The organism is Streptomyces sp. NPDC020731 (genome assembly GCF_044334705.1).
In the GTDB taxonomy this organism is placed as follows: domain Bacteria; phylum Actinomycetota; class Actinomycetes; order Streptomycetales; family Streptomycetaceae; genus Streptomyces.
The window spans coordinates 20,057-45,870 of the sequence record NZ_JBIRTN010000026.1; the positions used below are offsets into that span (position 1 = coordinate 20,057).

28 protein-coding genes are annotated in these 25,814 nt (G+C 72.5%); 17 read left to right on the top strand and 11 right to left on the bottom strand.

The window, feature by feature from the left end; translation table 11 throughout:
- The first annotated feature begins 208 nt into the window (after positions 1-208).
- The gene (locus ACH4VX_RS31905) at positions 209-1,726 is read left to right on the top strand and encodes a glutamate-cysteine ligase family protein (protein WP_398372327.1); all 1,518 of its coding nucleotides are present in this window, start codon (positions 209-211) and stop codon (positions 1,724-1,726) included.
- A gap of 79 nt (positions 1,727-1,805) precedes the next feature.
- The gene (locus ACH4VX_RS31910; protein ID WP_398372329.1) at positions 1,806-2,606 is read left to right on the top strand and encodes a CPBP family intramembrane glutamic endopeptidase; all 801 of its coding nucleotides are present in this window, start codon (positions 1,806-1,808) and stop codon (positions 2,604-2,606) included.
- Between the two features lie 54 nt (positions 2,607-2,660).
- Here the strand turns inward: ACH4VX_RS31910 and ACH4VX_RS31915 are convergent, their stop codons facing one another.
- Positions 2,661-3,470 (bottom strand): PhzF family phenazine biosynthesis protein, encoded by an 810-nt coding sequence (locus tag ACH4VX_RS31915; RefSeq protein ID WP_398372331.1) that lies wholly within the window; start codon positions 3,468-3,470, stop codon positions 2,661-2,663.
- Positions 3,471-3,632: 162 nt separating this feature from the next.
- On the opposite strand from ACH4VX_RS31915, the gene ACH4VX_RS31920 reads away from it, so the two are divergent.
- The 4 genes from ACH4VX_RS31920 (at position 3,633) to ACH4VX_RS31935 (ending at position 7,208) form a co-directional block, all read left to right on the top strand.
- Positions 3,633-4,265 carry a PadR family transcriptional regulator gene (locus tag ACH4VX_RS31920; protein WP_398372333.1) on the top strand — a complete coding sequence of 211 codons (633 nt, stop codon included), beginning with the start codon at positions 3,633-3,635 and terminating at the stop codon, positions 4,263-4,265.
- Positions 4,266-4,444: 179 nt separating this feature from the next.
- Positions 4,445-4,978 (top strand): Clp protease N-terminal domain-containing protein, encoded by a 534-nt coding sequence (locus ACH4VX_RS31925; protein WP_398372335.1) that lies wholly within the window; start codon positions 4,445-4,447, stop codon positions 4,976-4,978.
- Between the two features lie 46 nt (positions 4,979-5,024).
- Positions 5,025-6,026: an EamA family transporter gene (locus ACH4VX_RS31930; RefSeq protein WP_398372336.1), complete on the top strand. Its 1,002-nt coding sequence runs from the start codon at positions 5,025-5,027 to the stop codon at positions 6,024-6,026.
- Between the two features lie 225 nt (positions 6,027-6,251).
- Complete coding sequence (locus ACH4VX_RS31935) at positions 6,252-7,208, top strand: DMT family transporter (protein ID WP_398372338.1); 957 nt, start codon at positions 6,252-6,254, stop codon at positions 7,206-7,208.
- 36 nt (positions 7,209-7,244) lie between these two features.
- Here ACH4VX_RS31935 and ACH4VX_RS31940 read toward each other — a convergent pair whose 3' ends face one another.
- Both ACH4VX_RS31940 and ACH4VX_RS31945 read right to left on the bottom strand, forming a co-directional pair.
- On the bottom strand, positions 7,245-7,877 hold the full coding sequence (locus tag ACH4VX_RS31940) for an FMN-binding negative transcriptional regulator (RefSeq protein WP_398372340.1): 633 nt from the start codon (positions 7,875-7,877) through the stop codon (positions 7,245-7,247).
- Positions 7,877-8,557 carry a pyridoxamine 5'-phosphate oxidase family protein gene (locus ACH4VX_RS31945; RefSeq protein ID WP_398372341.1) on the bottom strand — a complete coding sequence of 227 codons (681 nt, stop codon included), beginning with the start codon at positions 8,555-8,557 and terminating at the stop codon, positions 7,877-7,879. Before ACH4VX_RS31945 ends, ACH4VX_RS31940 begins: the two co-directional genes overlap by 1 nt.
- 35 nt (positions 8,558-8,592) lie before the next feature.
- Between ACH4VX_RS31945 and ACH4VX_RS31950 the strand changes: the two genes are divergently transcribed.
- Positions 8,593-9,930 carry an aminotransferase class I/II-fold pyridoxal phosphate-dependent enzyme gene (locus ACH4VX_RS31950; protein ID WP_398372343.1) on the top strand — a complete coding sequence of 446 codons (1,338 nt, stop codon included), beginning with the start codon at positions 8,593-8,595 and terminating at the stop codon, positions 9,928-9,930.
- A gap of 318 nt (positions 9,931-10,248) precedes the next feature.
- Here ACH4VX_RS31950 and ACH4VX_RS31955 read toward each other — a convergent pair whose 3' ends face one another.
- Positions 10,249-11,196: a DMT family transporter gene (locus ACH4VX_RS31955; protein ID WP_398372345.1), complete on the bottom strand. Its 948-nt coding sequence runs from the start codon at positions 11,194-11,196 to the stop codon at positions 10,249-10,251.
- A gap of 75 nt (positions 11,197-11,271) precedes the next feature.
- On the opposite strand from ACH4VX_RS31955, the gene ACH4VX_RS31960 reads away from it, so the two are divergent.
- Positions 11,272-12,216, top strand: coding sequence for a LysR family transcriptional regulator (locus tag ACH4VX_RS31960; RefSeq protein WP_398372346.1), 945 nt, complete (start codon positions 11,272-11,274; stop codon positions 12,214-12,216).
- Here ACH4VX_RS31960 and ACH4VX_RS31965 read toward each other — a convergent pair.
- Together ACH4VX_RS31965 and ACH4VX_RS31970 are read right to left on the bottom strand one after the other, a co-directional pair.
- The gene (locus ACH4VX_RS31965) at positions 12,191-12,661 is read right to left on the bottom strand and encodes a pyridoxamine 5'-phosphate oxidase family protein (protein WP_398372348.1); all 471 of its coding nucleotides are present in this window, start codon (positions 12,659-12,661) and stop codon (positions 12,191-12,193) included. The two genes, ACH4VX_RS31960 and ACH4VX_RS31965, sit on opposite strands and share 26 nt — an antisense overlap.
- 41 nt (positions 12,662-12,702) lie before the next feature.
- Positions 12,703-13,209, bottom strand: a complete 507-nt coding sequence (locus ACH4VX_RS31970; protein WP_398372350.1) for a Rieske (2Fe-2S) protein — start codon at positions 13,207-13,209, stop codon at positions 12,703-12,705.
- 195 nt (positions 13,210-13,404) lie between these two features.
- Here ACH4VX_RS31970 and ACH4VX_RS31975 point away from each other — a divergent pair, with 195 nt between their 5' ends.
- Positions 13,405-14,169, top strand: coding sequence for a HipA family kinase (locus tag ACH4VX_RS31975; protein WP_398372351.1), 765 nt, complete (start codon positions 13,405-13,407; stop codon positions 14,167-14,169).
- Complete coding sequence (locus ACH4VX_RS31980; protein ID WP_398372353.1) at positions 14,166-14,549, top strand: DUF3037 domain-containing protein; 384 nt, start codon at positions 14,166-14,168, stop codon at positions 14,547-14,549. Before ACH4VX_RS31975 ends, ACH4VX_RS31980 begins: the two co-directional genes overlap by 4 nt.
- 106 nt (positions 14,550-14,655) lie before the next feature.
- On the opposite strand, the gene ACH4VX_RS31985 is transcribed toward ACH4VX_RS31980, so the two are convergent.
- The gene (locus ACH4VX_RS31985) at positions 14,656-15,237 is read right to left on the bottom strand and encodes an excalibur calcium-binding protein (RefSeq protein ID WP_398372355.1); all 582 of its coding nucleotides are present in this window, start codon (positions 15,235-15,237) and stop codon (positions 14,656-14,658) included.
- Between the two features lie 290 nt (positions 15,238-15,527).
- On the opposite strand from ACH4VX_RS31985, the gene fabG reads away from it, so the two are divergent.
- From fabG to ACH4VX_RS32010, 5 genes are all read left to right on the top strand, one after another.
- The gene (fabG, locus tag ACH4VX_RS31990) at positions 15,528-16,289 is read left to right on the top strand and encodes a 3-oxoacyl-ACP reductase FabG (protein WP_398372356.1); all 762 of its coding nucleotides are present in this window, start codon (positions 15,528-15,530) and stop codon (positions 16,287-16,289) included.
- A gap of 13 nt (positions 16,290-16,302) precedes the next feature.
- Complete coding sequence (locus ACH4VX_RS31995) at positions 16,303-17,061, top strand: SDR family oxidoreductase (RefSeq protein ID WP_398372358.1); 759 nt, start codon at positions 16,303-16,305, stop codon at positions 17,059-17,061.
- Between the two features lie 236 nt (positions 17,062-17,297).
- Positions 17,298-18,884 (top strand): ABC transporter substrate-binding protein, encoded by a 1,587-nt coding sequence (locus tag ACH4VX_RS32000; protein WP_398372360.1) that lies wholly within the window; start codon positions 17,298-17,300, stop codon positions 18,882-18,884.
- Positions 18,885-18,974: 90 nt separating this feature from the next.
- A complete protein-coding gene (ung, locus tag ACH4VX_RS32005; protein WP_398372361.1) occupies positions 18,975-19,658 on the top strand; it encodes a uracil-DNA glycosylase in 684 nt (227 codons plus the stop codon).
- 138 nt (positions 19,659-19,796) lie between these two features.
- Positions 19,797-20,312, top strand: a complete 516-nt coding sequence (locus ACH4VX_RS32010; protein WP_398372363.1) for a hypothetical protein — start codon at positions 19,797-19,799, stop codon at positions 20,310-20,312.
- A 29-nt stretch (positions 20,313-20,341) separates the two neighbouring features.
- Here the strand turns inward: ACH4VX_RS32010 and ACH4VX_RS32015 are convergent, their stop codons facing one another.
- From ACH4VX_RS32015 to ACH4VX_RS32025, 3 genes are all read right to left on the bottom strand, one after another.
- The gene (locus ACH4VX_RS32015; protein ID WP_398372365.1) at positions 20,342-20,674 is read right to left on the bottom strand and encodes a hypothetical protein; all 333 of its coding nucleotides are present in this window, start codon (positions 20,672-20,674) and stop codon (positions 20,342-20,344) included.
- Between the two features lie 272 nt (positions 20,675-20,946).
- On the bottom strand, positions 20,947-21,459 hold the full coding sequence (locus tag ACH4VX_RS32020; protein WP_398372366.1) for a DinB family protein: 513 nt from the start codon (positions 21,457-21,459) through the stop codon (positions 20,947-20,949).
- 30 nt (positions 21,460-21,489) lie between these two features.
- A complete protein-coding gene (locus ACH4VX_RS32025) occupies positions 21,490-22,092 on the bottom strand; it encodes a TetR/AcrR family transcriptional regulator (RefSeq protein ID WP_398372368.1) in 603 nt (200 codons plus the stop codon).
- A gap of 102 nt (positions 22,093-22,194) precedes the next feature.
- Between ACH4VX_RS32025 and ACH4VX_RS32030 the strand changes: the two genes are divergently transcribed.
- Together ACH4VX_RS32030 and ACH4VX_RS32035 are read left to right on the top strand one after the other, a co-directional pair.
- Positions 22,195-23,385, top strand: a complete 1,191-nt coding sequence (locus tag ACH4VX_RS32030; protein WP_398372370.1) for an FAD-dependent monooxygenase — start codon at positions 22,195-22,197, stop codon at positions 23,383-23,385.
- A 13-nt stretch (positions 23,386-23,398) separates the two neighbouring features.
- Positions 23,399-24,304, top strand: a complete 906-nt coding sequence (locus tag ACH4VX_RS32035) for a Gfo/Idh/MocA family protein (RefSeq protein ID WP_398372372.1) — start codon at positions 23,399-23,401, stop codon at positions 24,302-24,304.
- On the opposite strand, the gene lnt is transcribed toward ACH4VX_RS32035, so the two are convergent.
- On the bottom strand, positions 24,228-25,793 hold the full coding sequence (gene lnt / locus ACH4VX_RS32040) for an apolipoprotein N-acyltransferase (protein WP_398372373.1): 1,566 nt from the start codon (positions 25,791-25,793) through the stop codon (positions 24,228-24,230). The two genes, ACH4VX_RS32035 and lnt, sit on opposite strands and share 77 nt — an antisense overlap.
- Positions 25,794-25,814 lie beyond the last annotated feature (21 nt).

The window sequence follows — 25,814 nt, forward strand, 5'->3', positions numbered from 1 at the left end:
TCATCGGCGTTTTTCACGAGTTCGCAACCGGCCCGCAAGTGGCCTTCTGTGCCATGCCTAGTGAATGTGCCACTGGTCACATCGATCAGACTAGCGGTCGACGGCGCCGTCCGGGGCGTTATCGATCGCATCGACGGGGCATCCTTGCCTGTGGACCGGGACCCCGGCGGACGATCTTCGGTCCGCCCGCGCGAGGAAGGACGCTTCGATGGGGGAAAAGGTCGTGGCAGGCCGGTTCGACCTGTCCGATCGCCAGCGCTACCGTGAGAAGCTCCGCAGCTGCCTGACGGGCTTGGAGCGACTCCTGGCGGAGAAGCGGTTCGACCGCCCCAGGAACCTCATGGGGCTGGAGATCGAATTGAATCTCGCGGGCGCCGACGGCATGCCGAGAATGTTGAATGCGCAAGTCCTCGAACGGATCGCCAGCAGGGACTTCCAGACAGAACTCGCCATGTTCAATCTGGAAGTGAACATCGCCCCCCACCGATTGGGCGGGCGGGTATTCGACCGGCTCGACGAGGAACTGCGCACTTCGCTCGCGTACGCCGACCGGAAAGCCGGCGAGGTGGACGCGGGGATCGTGATGATCGGCATCCTGCCGACGCTGGACCGGGACGACCTGGTCTCCTCGAATCTTTCCGACGTCGACCGCTACGCATTGCTCAACGAACAGATCGTGGCCGCGCGCGGTGAGGACTTCACCCTCGACATCGACGGCGTCGAGCGCCTCAGCTGCACCTCCAAGTCCATCGCTCCGGAGGCCGCCTGCACCTCGGTGCAACTGCACCTCCAGGTCACCCCGGAGCGCTTCGCCAGTGTGTGGAACGCGGCCCAGGCCGTCGCCGCCGCCCAGATCGCCGTCGGCGCCAACTCGCCGTTCCTGTTCGGCCGCGAACTGTGGCGCGAGTCCCGGCCCCCGCTGTTCCAGCAGTCCACCGACACCCGCCCGCCCGAGCTCCAGGCCCAGGGCGTGCGGCCGCGCACCTGGTTCGGGGAGCGCTGGGTGACCTCGGCGTTCGACCTGTTCGAGGAGAACCTGCGCTACTACCCGGCCCTGTTGCCCATCTGCGACGACGAGGACCCGCTCGAGGTGCTGGACCGGGGTGGCGTCCCCAGCCTCGCCGAACTCGTCCTGCACAACGGCACCGTCTACCGCTGGAACCGCCCCGTCTACGGCATCGCCGACGGCGTCCCCCACCTGCGCGTGGAGAACCGGGTGCTGCCCGCCGGTCCCACGATCACCGACGTCATCGCCAACGCGGCCTTCTACTACGGAGTCGTCCGCGCCCTCGCCGAGGACAGCCGGCCGGTGTGGACCCGGCTGCCCTTCGAGGCCGCCGCCGCCAACTTCGACGCCGCCTGCAAGCACGGCATCGACGCCCGCCTCACCTGGCCCCGGCGCGGTCGTCTCGGCGGTCTGGGCGAGGTGGACGCGGTCACCCTCGTACGGGACGAACTGCTGCCGCTCGCCGAGGCCGGACTGGACGCGTGGGGGATCGAGCCCGCCGACCGCGACCTGTACCTCGGGGTGATCGAGGAGCGGTGCCGGCGGAGGGTGAACGGTGCGACCTGGCAGGCCGCGACCTTCCACCGGGCGCTGGACCTGGGTCTGGGCCGCGACGCCGCCCTGGCCGCCACCACCCGCCGCTACCGCGAGCTGATGGAACAGGGGGATCCCGTACACACCTGGCCGGTGGGGCTGCCGGAACCTGTGCCCACGGGCTGACCCGCTCAGCGGCCCCCCGGCCGGGCGCACAGCCGCTGCCCTCATACTGATCGGACCGATCGGTGATGTGGAGGCAGGCGTGCAGGCGGAGGCGGGCCCGGGGGCCGATTCCCTTCCTGAGCGGAGGCTGTCGCGGACGACGCTGCGCAACGAGACGCTGCTGGTGCTCGCGCTGTCCCTGGGCGCGAGCGGAGTGTCCGCGCTGATCAGCTTTGTCGGCTCGGTCACCAGGCCGGGCGGCCTGAAGGACCAGGCGGCCACCCTCAACGCCTCGGCCGCGCCGGGCCGTCCCTGGCTGGACCTGGCCTGGCAGCTCTTCGGGATCGCCACGGCGCTCGTCCCCGTCGCGCTGGTCGCGCACTTCCTGCTGCGCGAGGGTGTGGGACTGCGCGTTCTCGGCTTCGACCGCACCCGGCCCTGGTTCGACCTCGGCCGCGGAGCGGCGGTCGCGGCGGTGATCGGCAGCAGCGGCATCGCGTTCTACCTGGCCGCGCGCGGGCTCGGCTTCAACCTCACCGTGGTGCCGGAGGCGCTGCCCGAGGTGTGGTGGAAGTACCCCGTGCTGATCCTCTCGGCGCTGCAGAACTCGATCGTCGAAGAGGTCATCGTCCTCGGTTACCTGCTGCGCCGGCTCAACCAGCTGGGCTGGTCCCCGGGAGCGGCGATGGCGGGCAGTTCGGTGCTGCGCGGCTCCTACCACCTCTACCAGGGCATCGGCGGCTTCATCGGGAACATGGTCATGGGCGTGGTGTTCGTGTACCTCTACCGGCGCTGGGGGCGCGTCGGGCCGCTGGTGGCCGCGCACACGCTGCTCGACATCGGGGCGTTCGTGGGGTACGCGCTGCTGGCAGGCAAGGTGGACTGGCTGCCGACGGCGTGAGGCGGCGGAGAGGGGCGTACGGTGCGGCCGTACGCCCCCTCTGTCGTGCCGGGATCAGACCAGCAGATCGCCCTCGATGACGGTCACGGCCCGTCCGCTCAGCAGGGTGCGCGCGCCGCGCACCTCGGTGCGGACGCGGCCGGAGCGCGGTGAGGCCTGCAGGCCGGTGAGGCCGGAGCGGCCGAGGCGCTCGGACCAGTAGGGGGCCAGAGCGGTGTGCGCGCTGCCGGTGACCGGGTCCTCGTCGATGCCGACGTTCGGGAAGAAGCAGCGGGAGACGAAGTCGTAGCCGAGGGCGGGGTTCTCGGCGCGGGCGGTGGCGATGATGCCGCGCTCGGAGTGGGCGGCCAGGGCCTTGAGGTCGGGCCGCAGGGCGTGGACGGTCCGCTCGTCGGCGACCTCGACGAGCAGGTCCCCGATGTTCGGGCCGGTGTCGAACGCCGTGAGCGGCCGGGTGCCCAGCGCTTCGGCGAGGCCCTCGGGAACGTCGGCCGCGGTGAGCGGGGCGGTGGGGAAGTCCAGGGTGACGGAGCCGTCCTCGCCGGGCGTGGCGACGAGGACGCCGCTGCGGGTGGCGAACCGCACCGGGCCCCGGTGCGCGCCGGTGGTGTGCAGGACGTGCGCGGTGGCCAGCGTCGCGTGGCCGCACATCGCGACCTCGGTGGCGGGGGTGAACCAGCGCAGCGCCCAGTCGGCCTCGCCGCCCGCGGGGAGCGGGTGGGCGAAGGCCGTCTCGGCGTGGTTGACCTCCAGGGCGACGTTCTGCAGCCAGGGGTCGTCCGGGAAGGCGTCCAGGAGCAGCACTCCGGCGGGGTTGCCGGCGAAGGGCCGGTCGGTGAAGGCGTCGACGATTCGAATCCGCATGCCCTGACGGTAGGAGCTGTGCGAAGCCGCAGGCCAAGGCCAATTCGCGAGTCCTGGACCGTTCGTCGCGGCTGCGTCCTGACCCAAAGGGTTGTCGGACGAACAGTCCCGATATATCGTTGAAGCATCGCGACAGATCAACGATGGAATGGAGTGGTCACAATGCGTACCCATGGTCACGAGCACGGACACGGTCACGGCGGCCCACGTGGCGGCCGTGGCGACTTCGACCGGCTGCGGGCGGCCTTCGGGCCCTTCGGTCCGGGGGGCCCCGGTGGTCCCGGCGGTCCTTTCGGCCCGGGTTTCGGGCACGGCGGCCCCTGGGGCGGGCGAGGGCGCGGCGGACCGAGGGGTAGGGCGCGGCGCGGTGACGTACGGGCCTCGATCCTGGCCCTGCTGAAGGACCGTCCGATGCACGGCTACGAGATGATCCAGGAGATCGCCGAGCGCAGCGGCGGGGCGTGGAAGCCCAGCCCCGGCTCGGTGTACCCCACCCTCCAACTGCTGGAGGACGAGGGGCTGATCGTCAGCGAGTCCGAGGGCGGCAAGAAGCTGTTCTCGCTCACCGACGCAGGCCGCTCGGCGGCCGAGGAAGGCCCCGAGGCTCCCTGGGAGGAGGCCTCGCGCGGGGTCGACTGGGAGGCGCTGAGCGAGATCCGTCAGGCCGGCTTCGGCCTGATGGAGGCCTTCGGGCAGGTCTGGAAGACGGGCAGCAAGGAGCAGCGGGAGAAGGCTCTCGCCGTCATCAACGAAGCCCGCAAGAAGCTGTACCTGATCCTCGCCGACGAGGACTGACGGAGTCGGTGAGGACCGGCGAGGGGCGTGACGCAAACCGGCGCGCGTCCCTCGGACGGAAACACCCTGATCTCCTTCGCAAGGAGGAGATTCCGGCCCGGGACGTCCACTTCCCGTGGGACGCCAAGATGCCCCTCGCCGGGGATGTCCCGGGCCCGCGGGCCTGATGGGGTGGGGATGTGCAACCCCGTATCCCACGGCAACAGGCCCAGGAGCCCCAGGAACAGGGCATCCACCGCGCGGAGAACGATGTCGGGCTCGGCGCCGAGCTGGCAGCGGTGGTGGCCGGTGCCCGGCGCAGGACGGTCCGGGACGGGGACCGCCAGATCGACACCGCCCATCTGCTGCACTCGCTCCTGGAGTCCGACGCCGAGGTGAGAGCCGTCTTCGGCGAGGGCCCCCGGATCGCCCGGCTGCTCGGCTATCTGGTCCAGCGCAGCATCGGCTACGGGCTGCGCTGGCAGGGCGCGGTCGAGGACTCCGGCGGCGTCCCCGTGGTGACCGAGGTCGCGGGCTTCTCACCGCTGGCCGCGGGCTGCATGGAGTACGCCCACGAGCGCGCCGCCCACCACGGCCGCGGCCCGGCGTGCGGTACGGACCTGCTCGCGGCGATCGTCGTGGACCCGCGGGCGCGTGCCGTCGAGGTCCTCGAACGCGCCGGAATCGACTCCCGTGAACTGTTGGCCCGGCTCGAGGTGCCGTCCGGTCGGTGAGACAGGCGTCATAAGGGGTGACGCTCCTGTCGGGTCCTGTCATCATGTGCCGGTGCCTACCTCTGCCAATACCCCGAGCGACCACCGAAAGGGCGTCGGACTCGGCCTCGCACTGCTGTCCGCGCTGGCCTTCGGGGGGTCCGGTGTGGCGGCCAAGCCGCTGATCGAGGCGGGTCTCGACCCGCTCCACGTCGTGTGGCTGCGGGTGGCGGGCGCGGCGCTCGTCATGCTCCCGCTGGCGGTGCGCCACCGGGGACTCCTGCGCAGCAGGCCCGGGCTGCTCGCCGGATTCGGCCTGTTCGCCGTGGCCGGCGTCCAGGCCTGCTACTTCGCCGCTCTCTCCCGCATCCCTGTCGGCGTCGCGCTGCTGGTCGAATATCTGGCGCCCGCGCTCGTGCTCGGCTGGGTGCGGTTCGTGCAGCGGCGGCCGGTGACCCGCGCCGCCGCGGTCGGCGTGGTCCTGGCGGTGGGCGGGCTCGCCTGTGTCGTGGAGGTGTGGGCGGGCCTCGGCTTCGACGCCCTCGGTCTGCTGCTCGCGCTCGGCGCGGCCTGCTGCCAGGTCGGCTACTTCGTCCTGTCCGACCAGGGCGGCGACGGCGAGAAGGCACCCGACCCACTCGGTGTGATCGCCTACGGGCTGCTGATCGGTGCCGCCGTCCTGACCGTCGTCGCCCGCCCCTGGTCCATGGAGTGGTCCGTGCTCACCGGCAGCGCGGAGATGGACGGCACCCCGGTCGCCGCCTTCGTACTGCTGGCCTGGATCGTCCTCGTCGCCACGGTGGTCGCGTACGTCACCGGGGTGGTGTCGGTGCGCCGGCTCTCGCCGCAGGTCGCCGGTGTCGTGGCCTGTCTGGAGGCGGTCATCGCCACCGTCCTCGCCTGGGTCCTGCTCGGCGAGCATCTGTCGGCACCGCAGATCGTGGGCGGCGCGGTGGTCCTGACGGGTGCTTTCATCGCCCAGTCCTCGGCTCCGGCGAAGGGCTCCGGGAAGCCGGTGGCGAGCGGCGGGCCCGAACGGGAGTTGTCCACGCCGGGAACGACCGCCTAGGGTGCTGATCATGCATGCGCACGCACGTGTTCTTCCGCCCCCGGCCGCCTGAGGCGGGCCCTCCGGCACATCCGCCCGGCTGGTCGCCGGGCGTGACGGTGCTGCCCGCAGACGAAGTCCGCGGATCCCGCCGGTCCGGTCCCGACCGGGCCTGATCCGGGATCCTTCCCCGAACTTCCGCGCCCACGCCGACGCGCGTGGTGCGTGCATCCGCGGAGAGAACACGTGTCTAACGCCGTCTCCGGCCTGCCCGTCGGGCGAGGCCTCCTCTATCTGATCGTCGCCGGTGCCGCCTGGGGCACCGCGGGCGCCGCCGCGTCACTGGTCTACCGGACCAGCGACATGGGTCCCGTCGCCCTGTCCTTCTGGCGCTGCGCGGCCGGCCTGGTGCTGCTGCTCGCCGTCCGGCCGCTGTCGCGGCGCGTCCGGACCGCCGCCCCCGAACCGCGCCGCCGCCGGGCGCTGCGCGCCGGAGCCACCGGCATCGGGCTCGCGGTCTTCCAGACCTCCTACTTCGCGGCCGTCTCCGCCACAGGACTCGCCGTGGCCACCGTCATCACCCTCGGGGCCGGACCCGTACTGATCGCGCTCGGCGCGCGACTGGCCATGAAGGAGCGCCTGGGGCGCGGCGGGCTGGCCGCCGTCGTGGGCGCGCTCGCCGGACTCGTCGTGCTCGTCCTCGGCGGCGGGGGCGCGACCGTGGACCCGTGGGGCGTGCTGCTCGCCCTGCTGTCCGCGGCCGGATACTCGGCGATGACACTGCTCACCCGCTGGTGGGGACGCGACGGCGGTACGGACTCCTCCGGTACGACCGTCGGGGCGTTCACCGTCACCAGCCTGGTGCTGCTGCCGTTCGCCGCGGTCGAGGGACTGGTGCCGCACACCGATGCCCCCGGCGCGCTGCTGTGCCTGCTGGCGTATGTCGCCTCCGTGCCGACGGCGCTCGCGTACGGCCTCTACTTCGCCGGTGCCGCCGTCGTACGGTCGGCCACCGTGTCCGTGATCATGCTGCTGGAGCCGGTGAGCGCGGCGGTGCTCGCGGTCGCCCTGCTCGGTGAGCGGCTGACGGCGGCCACCCTGGCAGGGACCCTGCTGATGCTGGGCTCGGTCGCGGGTCTCGCGGTGGGCGAGGCGCGGGGTGCGCGGGCCCGCAGGGAGGGGCAGGACATGGTGCCGGTGTGACGGCGAGGGGCCCTTCCGCGCGGGAGGGCCCCCGGGTCAGGCCGGCTGCCGGCGCAGGACGTGCGCGCGTGCCTCCGCGTCACGCACGCCGTCCCGGTCCGCCAGCCCGGCCGCGATGCGCTCCCGTACGGTCTCGGACCGCTTGCCCGCGTACTTGAACTTCGCCCGTACGCCCGTCACTTCGAGCCGAAGCCCGCGGATCCCGGACAGCAGCCTGCCGTACGGGGCCTCGCCCGCCGCCGCATGCGCGGAGCCGCCCTCCGGCTGGAAGTGGCCGACCTGGCGGTTGAGGAGCGCGGCCTTCTGCGCCGGATCGTCCACGACATGGGCGTGACAGCGCAGTTGGACGGACGCATAGAGGCTCGTCGGGACGCCGTGCTCGGGCGGGGTGCCGGGCTCGGCCTGCCAGGGGCCGGGGACGTAGACGTAGTCGTCGACCACGCTCAGCAGGACGACCGGGTTCGCCTCGACGGCGTGCCAGAGCGGGTTCGGCCGGGCCAGGTGCGTGACCGCCTCACCGTGCTCGGCGTCGTAGGCGAAGTGCAGGGGCTGGACGTACGGCGGTTCGCCCGGTGGGCCGTTGACCGCGAGCTGGCCGAAGTCGTGCGTGGTCAGCCACCGCTGCCACTCGGCGTCGTCGCGGGGCGCGTCCCAGGGGTGGATCAGCATCACAGGACCGTCAGGTAGCCGGGCAGTTCGGTGCCGGGGGCCAGGCCCGCGTCGGCGAGCGGGGTGTCGTAGCCCTTGCGCAGCGGGACGACACCGGCCCAGTGGGGCAGGTCCAGGTCCTCGGGCTCGTCGTTGACGCCGCCGGTGCGGAGCTTGGCGGAGACCTCGTCCAGATCGAGGCGGATCACCGCCGTGGCGGCCAGCTCCTTCTTGTCGGCCGGCCGGGAGTCGGCGGCGCGGCCCGGTACGACATGGTCGACCAGGGCGTCGAGCGCCCGGCGCTTCTCCTCGGGGTCGGTCACGTCGTACGCCACGCCGTGCACCACCACGGAGCGGTAGTTGATCGAGTGGTGGAAGGCCGAGCGGGCCAGCACCAGCCCGTCGACGTGGGTGACGGTCAGGCACACCGGAAGGCCGGGGTCGGCCCGGCCCGCCGCGCGCAGCGGGCGCGAACCCGTCGAACCGTGGACGTAGAGGACCTCGCCGACCCGGCCGTACAGCGTGGGCAGCACCACCGGCGCGCCGTCCCGGACGAAGCCGAGATGGCAGACGTAGCCCTCGTCGAGTATCGCGTGCACCAGCTCCTTGTCGTAGGCGGCACGGTCGGGGGAGCGGGTGGGGACGGTGCGCTCGGTGGGCGGGTAGGTGGCGGCGGGCCGCTGCTGCCGGGTCCCCTGCATGGCACTCTCCATTGCACTAGTGCATAATTGGCTTTGTGCTAGGAGAGTATCGGATCAGTGGGCGGCGCGCAGCGGAGATTTCCGCGAGCGTCGAGCGTGCGGTGGGCGACGGAGTGCTGCGGCCGGGTGAACCGCTGCCGCCCATGCGGGAGTTGGCGGAGCAACTCGGGGTGAATCCGAACACCGTCGCCGCCGCGTACCGGACCCTGCGCGAGCGCGGGGTCATCGAGACCGCGGGCCGGCGGGGGAGCCGGGTGCGGTCCAAGCCGGCCACCACCGCGCGTGAACTCATCCGGGTGGAGGTCCCGCCGGGCGTGCGGAACCTGTCCGAGGGCAACCCGGACCCCGCGCTGCTGCCCGCGCTGGCCGGGGCGTTCGCGGCGGCGGCCGGGGAGGGCGACCGGGAGCCGGTGCTGTACGGGCACGCGCCCGTGGAGCCCGAGCTGGTGCGGCTGGCGCGGGCCGGGCTGGACGCCGACGGTGTTCCGGACGGGCCCGTCGCCGTCACCTCGGGCGCGCTGGACGCGATGGAGCGGGTGCTCGCGGCACATCTCAGGCCCGGGGACGCGGTCGCGGTGGAGGATCCGGGGTGGGGGAGTCTGCTGGACCTGGTTCCGGCGCTGGGGCTGAGGATCGTTCCCGTAGGGGTCGACGACGAGGGCCCTTCGCCCGACGACGTACGGAAGGCACTGGCGGGCGGGGCGCGGGCCCTGATCGTCACGGACCGGGCGCAGAACCCGACCGGCGCCGCGCTGAGCGCCGCCCGGGCGCGTGCCCTGCGCCCGGTGCTCGCCGACCACCCGGAGACGCTGCTCATCGAGGACGACCACGGGCACCACATCGTCGACCTGCCGCTGCACGCCCTGGCGGGTACGACCCGCAGTTGGGCCTTCGTGCGCTCGGCGGCCAAGGCCTACGGCCCCGACCTGCGGCTCGCGGTGCTCACCGGGGACGCGGTCACCCTCGACCGGGTGCGCGGACGGCAGCGGCTCGGGCCGGGCTGGGTCAGCAGGATCGTCCAGCGCGCGGTGGTGCGGCTGTGGAGCGAGGGCGCGGTGGACCCGGCGGCCGTGGCCGCGCGGTACGGGCGACGCCGGGACGCGCTGATCGGGGCGCTGGCCCGGCGCGGGATCGCGGCGCACGGGCGCAGTGGCATGAACGTGTGGGTGCCGGTCCCCGACGAGACCGGCACCGTCGCCCGTCTGCTGCACGCCGGCTGGGCGGTGGCCCCCGGTGCCCGCTTCCGCATGAGCGCACCACCGGGCATCCGCGTCACGGTCTCGACACTCACGGAGGAGGAGATCGAGCCCCTGGCCGGGACGATCGCGGCGGCGCTCGGCCCCGCCGGGGAGCCGACGAGGACGTACGCCTGAACGGCGCGACCGACACCGGACGGTACGGGCCGCCGGCCTGGGACGGCCGTGGCCGCGCCGGCTTCTGCGGTGTCGCCGGGGCGTCCGCGAGGTACGTCCGGAGGCGGGCCGCTGCTGCGGGCGGGGCAGGGCGGCGTTCGGGTCACGAGGTCCGGCGGGACCTGTGTCGGAGCGGTGCTGCCGTGGCCGCGCCGGCTTCTGCGGCCCCACCCGGGCGTCCGCGAGGGCGTTCGGGTGGGGCCCGGTCGGTGTCCGGACGGTGCGGGCCGCCGCCGGGGCGGCGGGCGGGGTGTTCGTGCCACGGCACCGTTGCCGTGGCTACGCCGGCTTCTTCGGCCTCATCTGGGTGAGTGCCGCGCCCGCCAGGACGATTGCCGCGCCCACCGGTGTCGACCAGGCCAGGGTCTCGCCGAGGAGGACGATGCCGGCCGCGGCGGCGATCACCGGGACGAAGTAGGTGACCATCTGGCCGGTCGTCGGGCCGACCTCGGCGACCAGGCCGTACTGGATGAGTACGGCCAAACCCGTCCCCAGCATGCCCAGCGCGGCGATCGCCAGCAGCGGGCCGACGGCGAAGCGGGTCGGCATGGTGGTGAACATCGGGGTGACGACGGCCAGCTGGACCGTGGCCAGCAGCAGCTGGCCGCCGGTCAGGGAGAGGTTCGAGTGGCTGCTGCCCGCCAGGGTGCGGCGGACGTAGATCCAGCCGACGGGGTAGCTCAGCGAGGCCAGCAGGGCCAGCGTCGTACCGCGGGCGTCCAGGCCCTCGAAGCCCTGCCAGGCGCCCAGCACGGTCAGCACGCCGAGGAAGCCGAGGCCGAGTCCCGCCACCCGCACCCGGGTCGGCCGGTCCTCGGACAGCGCCACCAGCGACAGGGCCATGCCCCACAGCGGCGAGGTCGCGTTGCAGATGCCGGCCAGCGTGGACGGGATGGTCAGCTCCGCGAAGGCGAACAGCGAGAACGGCAGGGCGTTCAGCAGGAACCCGGCGACCGCGAGATGACCCCAGGTGCGCGCGCCGCGCGGCAGTCCCTCCCGCCGTACCGCCATCGCGACCGCCAGGACGGCGGTACCGAAGGCCAGCCGGCCGAGGGTGACCTGGAAGGGGGCGTAGCCCTGGGTGCCGACCTTGATGAGGAGGAAGCTGAATCCCCAGATCAGGGAGAGCATGCCGAAGCGCAGCCGCCAGTCCAGACGGGGACGGGTGCGCTCCGGGGCGGGGCCGGCCGGGGCCGGTGTGGTGGTGGTCGCGATGACGCTGCTCATGCACGCAACGATGCGGGACATCCATCTCGTAGCACAATCGAGATTTCGAACGTGGTATCTCGTAGCATCGCTTACATGTTGAACCTGGAGCGCCTGCGCACCCTCGACGCCCTCGCCCGGCACGGCTCGGTCAGCGGTGCGGCCGAGGGCCTGCACATCACGACCTCGGCCGTCTCGCAGCAGATGTCCAAGCTGGAGCGCGAGGCCGGTCAGCAACTGCTGGCCAAGAACGGGCGCGGGGTCCGGCTCACGGACGCGGGCCGGCTGCTCGCCGAGCATGCCGCGCGGATCCTCTCCCAGGTCGAGCTCGCCCAGTCCGACCTGGAGGCGCAGCGCGGGCAGGTCGCCGGCGAGCTGCGCGTCGCGGCGTTCCCGACCGCCGCGCGGGGGCTGTTTCCGGTGGCCCTGCGGGACCTGCGCGAGCGGCATCCCGCGCTGCGCGTGCGCTCCCGCGAGCAGGAGCCGGAGCGGAGCATCCGGGGAGTGGTGCGCGGGGATCTCGATCTCGCGGTGCTGCTCGACTGGCACAACAAGCCGATGCCGCTGCCCGACGGCCTGGTCAAGGCGCCCCTGCTGGACGACCCGGCCGATATGGCCGTCCCGGCCGGCCACCGGCTCGCCGGCCGCGACGAGGTGGACCTCGCCGAGTTCGCCGAGGACGAGTGGATCACCTGGGGCGAGGGCGAGTTCTGCCACGAGTGGCTGATGTTCACCCTGCGTTCCAAGGGCGTCGAGCCGATCATCGGCCACCGCGCCGCCGAGAGCCACACCCAGCTCGGCCTGGTCGCGGCGGGACTCGGCGTCTGCATCGCCCCGCTGCTCGGCCGCAACCCGTTGCCCGACGGGGTGGTGACCGTCCCGCTCCGGCAGCGCGTACGACGGCACGTCTTCGTCGTCTGGCGCGCGGACGCCGACCGCCGCCCGTCGATCCGGGCGGCGGTGCGGGCGCTGCGGGAGGCGGGGGAGCGCGTCGGGGTGAGCGGGGACGGCATGCCTACGGCAGCGTCGGCAGCTTTCTGAAGTCCCAGGACACGATCTTCTCCGGGGTCAGGCGCAGCCAGGCGTGCCGGCCGTCGTGGGGCATCTCGTCCAGGCCGAAGTTCTTGCGGGCGAACAAGGTCTCCGGAACGTCGAGTTCCGCGCGCAGCTCGCCGGTGCGCGGGATCTCGCCCACGAACTCCACCCGCCCGGACAGTTCCGCGCCGCGCAGTTCGTCGTACTCCTCTCCCGTGTCGACCACGACCGCCACTCGCGGATCCCCGCGCAGGTCGGTCCAGCGTCTGCTGCGCACCACGGAGTACAGCCACAGCGAGGTGCCGTCCCAGGCGAACCAGAGCGTGCTGACGTGCGGCGCGCCGTCGGCGGACACCGTGGCGACCCGGCAGGTGCGCTGGACGGTGAGGAAATCGTCCAGCTCACCGGGTGTCATCATGATCTTCCGGCCCCGGCGCTGCGTGGCGGTCATACGGCCCCTTCGTCTCTCATGTCGTGCCCGGCGCCGGTGGCTCAGGCGAGGGTGATCGAGTCCCCGCTCACCGTGATCTCCACGGCGGGCAGCGGCTTGGTCGCCGGGCCGCTCCTCACACTGCCGTCGGTGATGGAGAAGTTGCTGTTGTGGCAGGGGCAGTTGATGACCCCGTCGGCGATGCTCTTCACCGCGCACCCCTGGTGGGTGCAGGTCGCCGAGAACGCCTTGAACTCGCCGGCCGTCGGCTGGGTGACGACCACCTTACGGTCGGCGAAGACCTTTCCGCCGCCCTCGGGGATGTCGGCGGTCGAGGCGAGCGGGTCGGCACCGGCGCCGGCGTTCTCGCCGCCGCCCGAACCCCCGCCGCTCGTGCCGCCGCCGTCCGACGAGCCGCCGGCGGAGCCGGAGTCCACGGAGGAGCTCGACGTGTCGTCGTCGGAGCCTCCGCACGCGGTCAGCGCGACGGCGAGACCTGCCGCTCCGGCCGCCGCCACGACGGTCCGACGGGCGGGTCCTGATGCGGGCTTGAGCGATGCGCTGGTCATGCCGGTGTTCCTTCCGGGGATGCGTGATCTGTCGAGAGGTACGGTCAGCGGGCCCACGCTGTTCAGGCGATGCCGAGAGCCTGGCCTGTCCGCGGTCGGGCGGGCGTAAATCACGGCTGTCGTTTCGCTGTCGGCCTCGGGCCGTTCCGCCCGGGTCGCCTCCGACGTGCGGCGACGCGCCAGTAGCCTGGGGCGATGCTCAAGGAAGTCACCGCGACCCGTTTCATCGCGCCGCTGCGCGAGGGCGGCTCGCTGCCGGGACTGATCGAGGCCGACGACCTCAACACCTACGTGCTGAAGTTCACCGGCGCCGGACAGGGCCGCAAGACGCTGGTCGCCGAGGTCGTCTGCGGGGAACTCGCCCGCCGGCTGGGACTGAGGGTGCCCCGCCTGGTCACCGTCGAGCTAGACCCCGTGCTGGGGCTCGGTGAGCCCGAGCAGGAGGTGCAGCGGCTGCTGAAGTCCAGCGGCGGCACCAACCTCGGCATGGACTTCCTCTCCGGTGCCCTCGGCTTCGACCCGCTCGCCTTCGAGGTGAGCCCGGAGGAGGCCGGACGGATCGTCTGGTTCGACGCGCTGGTGAACAACGTCGACCGCTCCTGGCGCAACCCCAACATGCTGCGCCGGCGCGGCGAACTCTGGCTCATCGACCACGGCGCGACCATGATCTGGCATCACAACTGGCCCGGCGCGGCAGCCTCCGCCGCCCGCCCCTACGACGCCTCCGACCACGCCCTGAAGCCCTGCGCGCCGGACATCGCGTCCGCCGCGACCCGGCTCGCGCCGCAGGTCACCGAGGAACTGCTCGCCGAGGTCACCGCGGAGATCCCCGACCTCTGGCTGACCGGCGAGCCCGGCTTCGACACCCCGGACGAACTCCGGTCGGCCTACGCGCGGCCGCTGATCGCCCGCGCGGCCACCGTCCACCACCGCATCCACGGCCTCGAGGGGGACCAGTGAGCGACCGGCACGTCTTCGAGTACGCGCTGCTGCGGGTCGTACCGCGCATCGAACGCGGTGAGTGCGTCAACGCAGGGGTGCTCGTGTACTGCCGACCCAAGTCGTTCGTCGCGGCCCGCACCCATCTCGACGAGGCGCGGCTGCTGGCCCTCGACCCGAAGGCCGACGTGCCCGGCGTACGGGCCGCGCTGCGTGCCGTCGAGGGCGTCTGCGCGGGCGGGGAAGCGGCCGGGCAGGCGGCGTCGGACGACGCCGGGCGCCGCTTCCGCTGGCTGATCGCGCCCCGGTCCACCATCGTCCAGCCAGGCCCCGTGCACACCGGGCTCACCGCCGATCCGGCGGCGGAGGTGGAACGGCTGCTCGAACTGCTCGTGCGCTGACGGGGCCGTGGGCGGCTGCGGGTGGTTCGTGGTCGCTCGCGCCCACGCGGCAGAGCCGCGTACCGACACGGCCCCGCGCGACCGGCCCCCGGCCACCCGCGGCCCGTCAGGTCCGGCGGCGTCTGACCAGGTGTCCGGTCGTGAGTACGGCACCTGCCACGAAGGTGGCGCCGATGCCCAGGTCCCAGTCGCTCGGCCCGGACCCCGACGAGCCGCCCAGCCCGCCCCGCACACCGCGCGTCGGCGCGACGGGGGAGGGAGTCGTGGGTGCGGCGGGTGCACTGGTGGGGGCCGCGGGCGCGGTGATGGCGGGCGCGGACCGTGTCGTCGGCGCGGTGGTGGGGAGCACGGTCCGGGCGGGGGCGGGGGTCGTCGGTGACGCGGTCCGGGTGGGCGAAGCGGCCGTCGGCGACGGCGATCGGGCCGGTGCCGAGGTGGAGGGGGCCGGGCGGAAGGTGGACGAGGTGAGACCGCGCCGGGGCAGTGCCTCGCAGGCCACTCCGTCGTCCGGACCCGGGTCCTCGTCGAGCCGGTGCGGATCGCTCCGGTCCGTGTCGAAGAAGGTCTGCGCGTCCTCCTGGTAGGTGAAGTCGCTGCAGTCCAGGTCCTGGGCGTGAGCGATGTCGGCCGACGGCACGATCGCGGCGAGCGCGATCAGCGTGCCCATGGCACCGGTGCGACGGCGCATGGAGGCCTCCTTTCCGGCCGCGGGTGGCTCGCGTCTCGACGCTAGGGGCCGTCCGGCGTGAGGGCGCGCAGCACTGGGCCGATCGGGTGCTCCACGCGGATACCGGGCGCGTGACGGCCGCGGCGGGCGGAAGAGGCCCCCGCGCGGGGAATGGATCACACACGCGCGGTGTGCCGTTGACACCGGGTGCCAGGGCTTCTAGCGTCACGTCTGCTGAAGGTACTAAGCGGTCGCTCACTGATTCGGGTCCGACCGCAGGAGCCGCATCCCAAGCGCGAGGAGAAGCAGCAATGTCCACCACTGAGCAGCGGGTCGCGGTCGTCACCGGCGCCGCGCGCGGCATCGGCGCCGCCACCGCCGTACGACTGGCCGCCGAGGGCCGCGCGGTCGCCGTGATCGACCTCGACGAGGCCGCCTGCAAGGACACCGTCGAGAAGATCACCGCCGCCGGCGGCAAGGCGATCGCGGTCGGCTGCGACGTCTCCGACGAGGCGCAGGTCGAGGCGGCCGTCGCGCGGATCGCCGAGGAGCTCGGCGCGCCCACGATCCTCGTCAACAACGCGGGCGTGCTGCGCGACAACCTGCTGTTCAAGATGAGCGTCTCCGACTGGGACACCGTCATGAACGTGCACCTGCGCGGCGCCTTCCTGATGTCCAAGGCCTGCCAGAAGCACATGGTGGACGCGGGCTTCGGCCGCGTCGTCAACCTCTCCTCCTCCTCCGCGCTCGGCAACCGTGGCCAGGTCAACTACTCGGCGGCTAAGGCCGGCCTCCAGGGTTTCACCAAGACCCTCGCCAAGGAGCTCGGCAAGTTCGGCGTGACCGCCAACGCCGTCGCCCCCGGCTTCATCGCCACGGAGATGACCAAGGCCACCGCCGACCGCGTCGGCATGGGCTTCGAGGACTTCAAGGCCGCCGCCGCCACCCAGATCCCGGTCGCCCGCGTCGGCGAACCCGAGGACATCGCCAACGCGATCGCCTTCTTCACCGGCGAGGCGGCCGGCTTCGTCTCCGGCCAGGTGCTGTACGTCGCCGGCGGACCGCTCGACTAGGAAGACCGGGAACATGACTGCTGTGGAACTCTCGGGCAAGGTCGCCCTGATCACCGGCGCCAGCCGCGGCATCGGCTACGGCGTCGCCGAGGCGCTGGTCGCGCGCGGCGACCGGGTCTGCATCACCGGCCGGGGCGAGGACGCCCTCAAGGAGGCCGTCGGGAAACTCGGCGCCGACCGTGCCGTGTACGTCGCCGGCAAGGCGCACGACGAGGCGCATCAGGCCGTCGCCGTCGAGCGCGCGATGGAGGCCTTCGGCCGCGTCGACTACCTGGTCAACAACGCCGGCACCAACCCGGTGTTCGGGCCGATCGCCGACCTCGACCTGAACGTGGCGCGCAAGGTGTTCGAGACCAACGTGATCTCGGCGCTCGGCTTCGCACAGAAGACCTGGCACGCCTGGCAGAAGGACAACGGCGGCGCGATCGTCAACATCGCCTCCGTCGCGGGCATCGCGCCCTCGCCGTTCATCGCCGCCTACGGCGTCAGCAAGGCCGCGCTGATCAACCTCACCCAGCAACTGGCGCACGAGTTCGCGCCCAAGGTGCGGGTCAACGCCATCGCCCCGGCCGTGGTGAAGACCAAGTTCGCGCAGGCGCTGTACGAGGGCCGGGAGGCGGAGGCCGCCGCCGGCTACCCGCTGGGCCGGCTCGGCGTGCCCTCCGACATCGGCGGTGCCGCCGCGTTCCTCACCTCCGACCAGTCGGACTGGGTCACCGGCCAGACCCTGGTCGTCGACGGCGGCATCTTCCTCAACGCCGGCGTCGCCTGAACCGAACGCGCCGCGCGGGTGACGTGATCACCCGCGCGGGGCCTCTGTTCCGACGATCCGACACGGGCGTCCGTTGACGAAAACGGCGCCCGTGTCGGCGTATCGGGGTCGCGACGGTGCGTGACAACGTAGTCATCGGAAAGTCGATCTCAAGGGCCGCCCAGAGAGGGGTCAACGGGGCGAACACTGCGGTATGGTCTGCCGACTCTTGGGACGGCAGATCGAGGAGCGTGCGCGTGTTCAACCGGAACCGATGCCTGCGGCGGGTGGCGGCCATCGCGTCCATATCGTCCTTGGCGACCGGATGCGGCGTTCTGTCCTCCGGCACCTCGGACGACGAGGGACCCATCGTCGTGGGAACCACCAGCTCGCCCAGCACGCTGGATCCTGCCGCCTCCTGGGACAGCTCCTGGGAGCTGTTCCGCAACATCTACCAGACCCTGCTGAGTTACCCGGTCGGCGCGACCACCCCGCAGCCGGACGCCGCCAAGAGCTGCGAGTTCTCCGACAGCTCCAACCAGGTGTTCCGTTGCGAGCTGCGTGAGGGGCTGCAGTTCTCCGACGGCAGCGCCCTCGACGCCAAGGCCGTCAAGCACTCCATCGACCGGATCCGGAAGATCAACGTCAATGGCGGTCCGGCCGGTCTGCTGGGCAGCCTCGAACGGGTGCAGGCGCCCAGCGAGCGCGAGGTCGTCTTCTACCTCAACAAGCCCGACGCCACCTTCCCGTTCGTGCTCGCCACCCCGGCGATGTCCATCGTCGACCCCGACGCCTACCCGGCCGACGCCCTGCGCGAGGACGACGGCGTCGTCGGCTCGGGGCCCTACACCCTCCGGTCGTACGAGGAGGGCAAGGAGGCCGAACTCGACCGCAACGACCGCTACAAGGGCTTCGCCGAACGCCGGAACAACGCGGTGACCATCCGCTACTTCCAGGACTCCGGCACCATGGTCAAGGCGTTGCGGGACGACCGGATCGACCTGACCTACCGAGGTCTGGCGGCGGGCGACATCATCGATCTCCAGGGCAAGGCCTCCAAGGAGGAGGAGATCCAGCTGATCGACGGCACCGGGACGGACATCAACTACCTGGTGTTCAACCCCAAGGACCCGTGGGCCGGCAAGAAGGAGGTGCGCCAGGCCGTCGCCCAGGTCGTCGACCGCGCGGCGATCGCGCACAAGGTCTACAAGGACACCGTCGACCCGCTGTACTCCATGGTCCCCAAGGGGCTGACCGGGCACACCACCGGCTTCTTCGACGACTACGGCGAGCCCAGCGTGCCCAAGGCCCGGCGGATCCTCACCGGGGCGGGCATCACCGAGCCGGTCCCGCTCACGCTCTGGTACACCACGGACCGCTACGGCTCCGAGACCGCGCTGGAGTTCAAGGAGCTCGAGCGCCAGCTGGAGGCGTCGAAGCTGTTCGACATCACGCTCAAGAGCCGCCCCTGGAAGACGTACGTCGAGGGCTACCAGAAGGGCGAGTACCCCGCGTTCGGACGCGGCTGGTTCCCCGACTTCCCGGACGCGGACAACTTCATCGCCCCGTTCGTCGGCAAGCAGAACGCGCTCGGCACGCCCTACGAGGCGACCGAGATCACGACCGAGCTGCTGCCCAGCTCCCGCCAGGAGAGCGACCGCGGCAACGTGGTGAAGCAGTTCGAGGAGGCCCAGCGGATCCTCGCCGACGACGCGCGGCTGCTGCCGCTGTGGCAGGGCCGGCAGCACGTGGCGGCGAGCCGGGACATCTCGGGCGCGGAGCGGGCGCTGGACCCGTCCACGATCATGATGGTCTGGGAACTCTCCCGCAAGACCAGCTGGTAGAACCGGACACGACCGTCCGCCGGGCCGGTTGTCAGTGGTCGCCTGTAGGTTCTGTGGCCTGGAAGCGACCGCACACGTAAGGACATTGACGTGACCGACACCGCCATGCTGCCCGAGTCCTGGCGCGGGGTTCTGGGCGACGAACTGCAGCAGCCCTACTTCAAGGAGCTGACCCGGTTCGTCGAGGAGGAGCGGGCGAACGGTCCGGTCTACCCGCCCCGCGAGGAGGTCTTCGCGGCGCTGGACGCCACGCCGTACGACAAGGTGAAGGTCCTGGTCCTCGGCCAGGACCCCTACCACGGCGAGGGTCAGGGACACGGCCTGTGCTTCTCCGTCCGTCCGGGCGTGAAGATCCCCCCGTCCCTGCGCAACATCTACAAGGAGATGCACGCCGAGCTGGGCACGCCCGTCCCGGACAACGGCTACCTGATGCCGTGGGCCGAGCAGGGCGTGCTGCTGCTCAACGCGGTGCTCACGGTCCGCGCCGGTGAGGCCAACTCGCACAAGGGCCGCGGCTGGGAGCGGTTCACCGACGCGGTGATCCGCGCGGTGGCGAACCGCCCCGACCCGGCGGTCTTCGTGCTGTGGGGCAACTACGCGCAGAAGAAGCTGCCGCTGATCGACGAGAGCCGGCATGTGGTGGTCAAGGGAGCGCACCCCTCGCCGCTGTCCGCGAAGAAGTTCTTCGGGTCCCGGCCGTTCACGCAGATCAACGAGGCGGTGGCCGCGCAGGGCCACGAGCCGATCGACTGGACCGTCCCGAGCGCGGGCTGACGCCGCCCTGCCGGGTGCGGACCGCTTCGTCGGCCCGCACCCGGCCCGCTCGAGGTACTACGGAGCGGCCTGTCCGGTATTGCCCCGGCCTGCGATTAGCGTCAGGAGCGACAGTCGGCGAGCGGTGCGGAGGACGCGGTGGCGGAGCGACAGGAGCAGGCGGCGCCGGACGCCGTGCTCACGCGGATCGGTCAGGTCGTGATGCTGCACCACGCGGGAGACCGTGAGGAGGCCCGGCACCGGTTGCTCGGCCTGTGGGCGGAGATCGGCGAGCACGGGGACCCGCTGCACCGCTGCACCCTGGCCCACTACCTCGCCGACACACAGGACGACCCCGAGGACGAACTGGCCTGGGACCTGCGGGCGCTGACGGCGGCCGAGGAGGTCGCGGACGACCGCATCGGCGCGTGCGAGGGATCCCCCGCCGTGCGCGCGCTCTACCCGTCCCTGCAGCTGAACCTGGCCGCCGACTACGCCCGCCTCGGCCGCCCCGACGCCGCCCGCACCCATCTCCACCGGGCCCGGGGCGCGGCCCGCACCCTGGCCGACGACCGCTACGGCGAGGGCGTACGGGCCGCCATCCGGCGGCTGGAGATCCGGCTGGACGAGGACCAGGCGCCCGAGGGCCGGTGGCCGCCGGGACGGCGTTCCTAGGCCCGGCGTACGCGCTCACTCCGGCCGGTTCAGCCCCCGTACGTCTTCTCGCAGATGGTCGCCTCCGGGCTGCCCGGACGCCAGCCGCCGTACTGCCTGCCCAGCGCACACACGTCCGCTCCGCCGGAGGCGCCACGGCGCATCGACTCCGCCATGTCGGGGCGGCCCGTCGCGGGATCTCGCGGCCGGTCGTTCCCGCCGGTTCTGGGGCGAGTCGGCCGGGCCTGTCCGTGCCGGTCGTCGGGCGGTGTCCTCCGCTCCGGCGTGGCCCCGGGGGCGGCACGGTGCGACGGGACCGCGGGCGTCTTCGAGGGCCGGGACGGGCCGATCATCTCCAGGGCCTCGCGCGCCGGTGCCTGCACGACCTCCGTCTCGTTCCCCCCGACCGGACGTGGCTCAGGCCCCTGGGACGGTGCCGTCGCCGGTCCGGGTGCGAGGGGACGGTGGACCGTCACACAGCCCGAGAGGGCCGAGACAGCCACGGTCACCAGAAGCGTTGCTGTGGTCGTCGTTCGATGCACCCGCGCCACTCTGCTGGCTCCGGCCGCCCGGGGGAGGCCGGACGGGCACAGCGTGCCCCGCACGGGTGATCTCCCGCCCCGTACGGGGGTTTTCGGATGTGCCGCGGGTGACGTCAGTCGCCGGTGGCGCCGTCGACGCGCTCGCGGAGCAGATCGGCGTGGCCGTTATGACGCGCGTACTCCTCGATCATGTGGGTGTAGATCCAGCGCAGGCTGAACGGTTTGCCGGTGTGTCTGCTGCGGCCCCGGGACAGGTCGTCCAGGGCGAAGCCGGCCGCGTTGCGCCGGGCGGTGTCGATCTCGGCCTGCCAGGTTCCGTACGCCTCCTGCCAGGTGTCCGCGTCGGTGAGGTGGAACTCGCCGTCGGGGTCGGCCTCGCTGAAGTAGAGGGATCCGGCGTCCTCGCCCGCGAGGACCTGGCGGAACCAACCGCGCTCCACCTCCGCCATGTGCCGCACCAGCCCCATCAGGGACAGCTCCGAGGGCGGCACCGACGCCGTGCGCAGCTGGTCGTCGGTCAGCCCCTCGCACTTCCAGGCGAGGGTGCGGCGATGGTAGTCGAGCCACCCCTCCAGCATGGTGCGCTCGTCGGCGTTGTTGGCGGGTTCGCTGCGCTCGGTCGTCATGCCGGCATCTTCGCCCGGAGCGGTACCCCTTCACCATGGCTTTTCCGTGCCGAGCATTCCCGCCAGCAGTTCCCGCAGATCCGAGCGGACCTCCGCGAGGCTCGGTACGCGCGCGCTGAAGGAACCGGCCACGCAGGAGAACAACAGGCCGTCCGCCCAGGCGATCAGGGACAGCGAGTGGCGCTCGGGGTCCGTGGAGCCGACTCCGGTGACGAGGGCGGTCAGCTGATCGCGGAAGCGGGCGCCGGCCGCGTCGAAGTACGTCCGCAGTTCGGGCCGACGGGTGGCTTCCAGGGCCAGTTCGTAGCGGGCGAGGGTCAGGGCCCGGTTCCCCGTGAGCGCGCGGTGCGCGGCCAGGGCCAGGGCGTCCAGCAGGGAGGCGGCGCCGGCCCGCGGGTCCGGCATCTCGTGCAGCGCGAGAACCCGGGCCTCCCGCTCGGCGAGCCGTCGTACCGCGAGCTCCAGCAGCGCCTGCCGGGTGCGGGCCAGGTTCGACGTGGATCCCTGGGGGAGTCCGGCTGCCTCGTCGACCGCCCGGTGGGTCAGTCCACGCATTCCTCGCTCGGCGAGCAGGGTGAGGGCGGTGTCGGCGATGAGATCGGCGCGGGAGGCGCCTGCGGTGCGTACGGACATGGAGGTCAAACTACCCGCCGCACTACGGCTGTAGTACGGTGGAGCCGAACGCTCACTACAGATGTAGTTACCGCGGGAGCGGTTCCGGTGCGAGGAGGAGCCATGGCACGGGTCGAACGGGCGATCGTGATCGGCGGCGGAATCGGCGGCCTGACCACGGCCGTCGCCCTGCACCGGCGCGGTGTGAAGGTGACGGTGCTGGAGCGCGCCCACTCCCTGGAACCGATCGGCGCGGCCATCTCCCTGTCGCCCAACGCGCTGCGCGGGCTGGACGTCATCGGGCTCGGCGACGACATCCGCGCCCTGTCGGCCTGGCAGGGCGACGGAGGGCTGCGCGCGCCGGGCGGACGGTGGCTGTCCCGGACCGATTCCGCCGCCGCGGCCGAGCGCTTCGGCGGACCCCTCGTCCTGCTCCGCCGCACCACCCTCGTCGACCGCTTGGCGGCGCGGCTCCCGGCCGGTGCCGTCCGCACGGCCACCGCCGCCCGTCTCCTCGACCCCGGCGTCCCGGGCGACTCGGGCCGGCCCGCCCGCGTCGGCACCTCCGACGGTGAACTGGAGGCCGACCTGGTGGTGGCCGCCGACGGCATCCACTCCGCCGTACGCCGTGTGCTCTTCCCGGGCCATCCCGGGACCGTCTACTCGGGGTTCACCACCTGGCGGATGGTGATCCCGCTGCCCGGTGTGGAGTTCGCCTCGCACGAGACCTGGGGGCGGGGCCGCATCTGGGGCACGCACCCGCTCAAGGACGGCGGGGTCTACGCCTATGCCGCCGCCGTGGCGCCCGCGGAGGAACGTGCCCCGGACGAACGGGCCGAACTGCTGCGGCTCTACGGTGACTGGCACACCCCGGTGCCCGAGGTACTGGCCGCGATCCACCCCGAGGACGTACTCCGCCACGACGTCCACCACATCGCCGAGCCGCTGCCCGCCTGCCACCACGGTCGGGCGGCCCTGGTCGGCGACGCCGCGCACGCCATGCCGCCGAACCTCGGCCAGGGCGGCAACCAGGCCGTCGAGGACGCGATCACCCTCGCCCACCACGCCGACGACCTGCCTGCCTACACCGCGGCCCGGCTGCCGCGCACCACCGCGATCACCCGCCGGGCGGTGCGGACGGCCCGCCTCAACCTGATGATGACCAACCGCGTCGGCATCGCCCTGCGCGACAACGTGCTGGCGGCGGTGTCGAAGGCCGCTCCCGGGCTGCTCCTGCGCGGCTTCGACGGGATCGCCGACTGGTACCCGCCGCAGCAGCCGTATGCTTCCCGGACCACGGCAGGCAAGGGCTAGAGGGGAACACACGGTGAAGGTCGGTTGCATCGGACTCGGTGACATCGCGCAGAAGGCCTATCTTCCGGTGCTCGCCCACCAGCCCGGAGTGGATCTGCACCTGCAGACCCGCACCCCCGCGACGCTCGACCGGGTCGCCGACGGCCTCCACCTCCCGCCCGGGCGGCGCCACGCGGATCTCGACTCCCTGATCGCCCAGGATCTCGACGCGGCCTTCGTGCACGCGCCGACCGAGGTCCACCCCGGGATCGTGACCCGGCTCCTGGAGGCGGGCGTACCGACGTACGTCGACAAGCCGCTCGCCTACGAACTCGCCGACTCCGAGCGGCTGGTGGCCCTCGCCGAGGAGCGGGACACCAGCCTCGCCGTCGGCTTCAACCGCCGCTTCGCCCCCGGTTACGTCCAGTGCGCCGACCACCCGCGCGAGCTGATCCTGATGCAGAAGAACCGCGTCGGACTGCCCGAGGAACCCCGCACGATGATCCTCGACGACTTCGTCCACGTCGTCGACACCCTGCGCTTCCTGGTGCCCGGCGCGGTCGACGACGTGACCGTGCGCGCCCGCACCGAGAACGGCCTGCTGCACCACGTGGTGCTCCAGCTCTCCGGGGACGGCTTCACCGCGCTCGGTGTGATGAACCGGCTCAGCGGTTCGGCCGAGGAGATCCTGGAGGTCTCCGGACAGGACACCAAGCGTCAGGTGGTCAACCTCGCCGAGGTGATCGACCACAAGGGACAGCCCACCGTGCGGCGGCGCGGCGACTGGGTTCCGGTGTCGCGGCAGCGCGGCATCGAACAGGCGGTGCTCGCCTTCCTGGACGCGGTCCGCGCGGGCAAGGTGGTCAGTGCCCGGGACGCGTTGGCCACCCATGAGCTGTGCGAACGGGTGGTACGAGCGATCCACGAGCGTCCCGCCTGATCCGCACCGCCTCGGCGACGGCCGATACCCCGAGGACCAGCAGCGCCGCGTACAGCGGCCAGTCGCCGAAACGGACGTAGGGCGTGGTGCCGTGCGCCGGCGAGACCTCGTACACCTGCGCGGCGGCGGTGTCCGTGCCGAGTCGGGGGCCGACGGGCTCCCCGCCCGGCCCGTACACGGCGGAGACGCCCGTCAGGGTCGCGTGCACCATCGGGCGGCCGGTCTCGGCGGCGCGCAGCGCGGCGAGCGAGGCGTGCTGCGCGGGCGCCCAGCTCCACTGGAACGTCGATGTGGAGGACTGGGCGAGCAGCACGTCGGCGCCGTCCTCGGCGAGGTGCCGGCTCATGTCGGGGAACGCGGACTCGAAGCACACCATCGGGCCGATCCGCAGCCCGTTACCCGCGTCCATCACCACCTGCTCGGAGCCCTGCCGACGGTCCTCACCGGCCGCCTTGCCGACGGAGGTCGCCCAGCCCAGCAGGGAACGGGCCGGGATGTACTCGCCGAAGGGGACCAGCCGCATCTTGTCGTACCGGTCACCGGTCGGACCGTCCGGGCCGATCAGTACCGAGCTCTTGTAGATACCGGGCTTGTCCGACCGCCGGGCGTCCACGTTGACCAGGATCCCGGCGCCCGTCTCGCGGGACAGCGCGGCGAGCCGCCGCGCGAGGCCGGGCCGGTCCCCGAGGTCGAAGCCGACGCTGCTCTCACCCCAGACGATCAGGCCGACGTCCTGCCCGGCGAGCTCACGCGTGAGCTGTTCCTCGCGGTCGAAACGCCGGTCCGCGCTGTCGGGTCCGGTGACGACACCCGGCTGCACGAGCGCGATCCGGACCCGGTCGTCGGTGCCGGGCCGGGGAGCGTACACCCAGACGGCGGAAATGACGACGGCCGTGGCGACGAGCCCGGCCAGGGCGGGCGCACGGGCCTGCCGGACCGCGATCAGCACGGCCACGGCGACGTTCAGGGCCACCACCAGGAAACTGAGCAGCCATACCCCGCCGACCGACGCCAGCCGCAGCGCGGCCTCCACCTGCCACTGGCTCGCGCCGAGCACGCCCCAGGGGCCGCCGAGCCCCTGCCAGGAGCGGACGAGTTCGATCGCCAGCCACCCCGACGGCACCACGACGAGGGCGGCCGTGGCCCGTCGGCGCGACGGCACCCCGCCGAGCAGTCGCCGCACCAGCCACCCCCACGGCGCCCACAGCACGCCCAGCAGGGCGGCGATGACGAACGTGAACACGTGCAGATTCGGCAGCAGCCAGTGGTGCATGGCCAGCATGAAGCCGAACCCGCCCCACCAGCCGTCGAAGGCCGCCCGTTTCCCCGTAGGAGCGGTACGGGCCAGCAGCACCCAGGGGACCAGGGCGACGTAGGCGAACCACCACAGGGACGGGGCCGGAAAGGCCAGGACGGGCAGGGCGCCCACGACCGCGGCGACGGTCGAGCGCCGCCAGGGGAAGGAGAGCCGGTGGCCGAGCGTCTTCATAGGCGCCTTCCTACCCCGTGG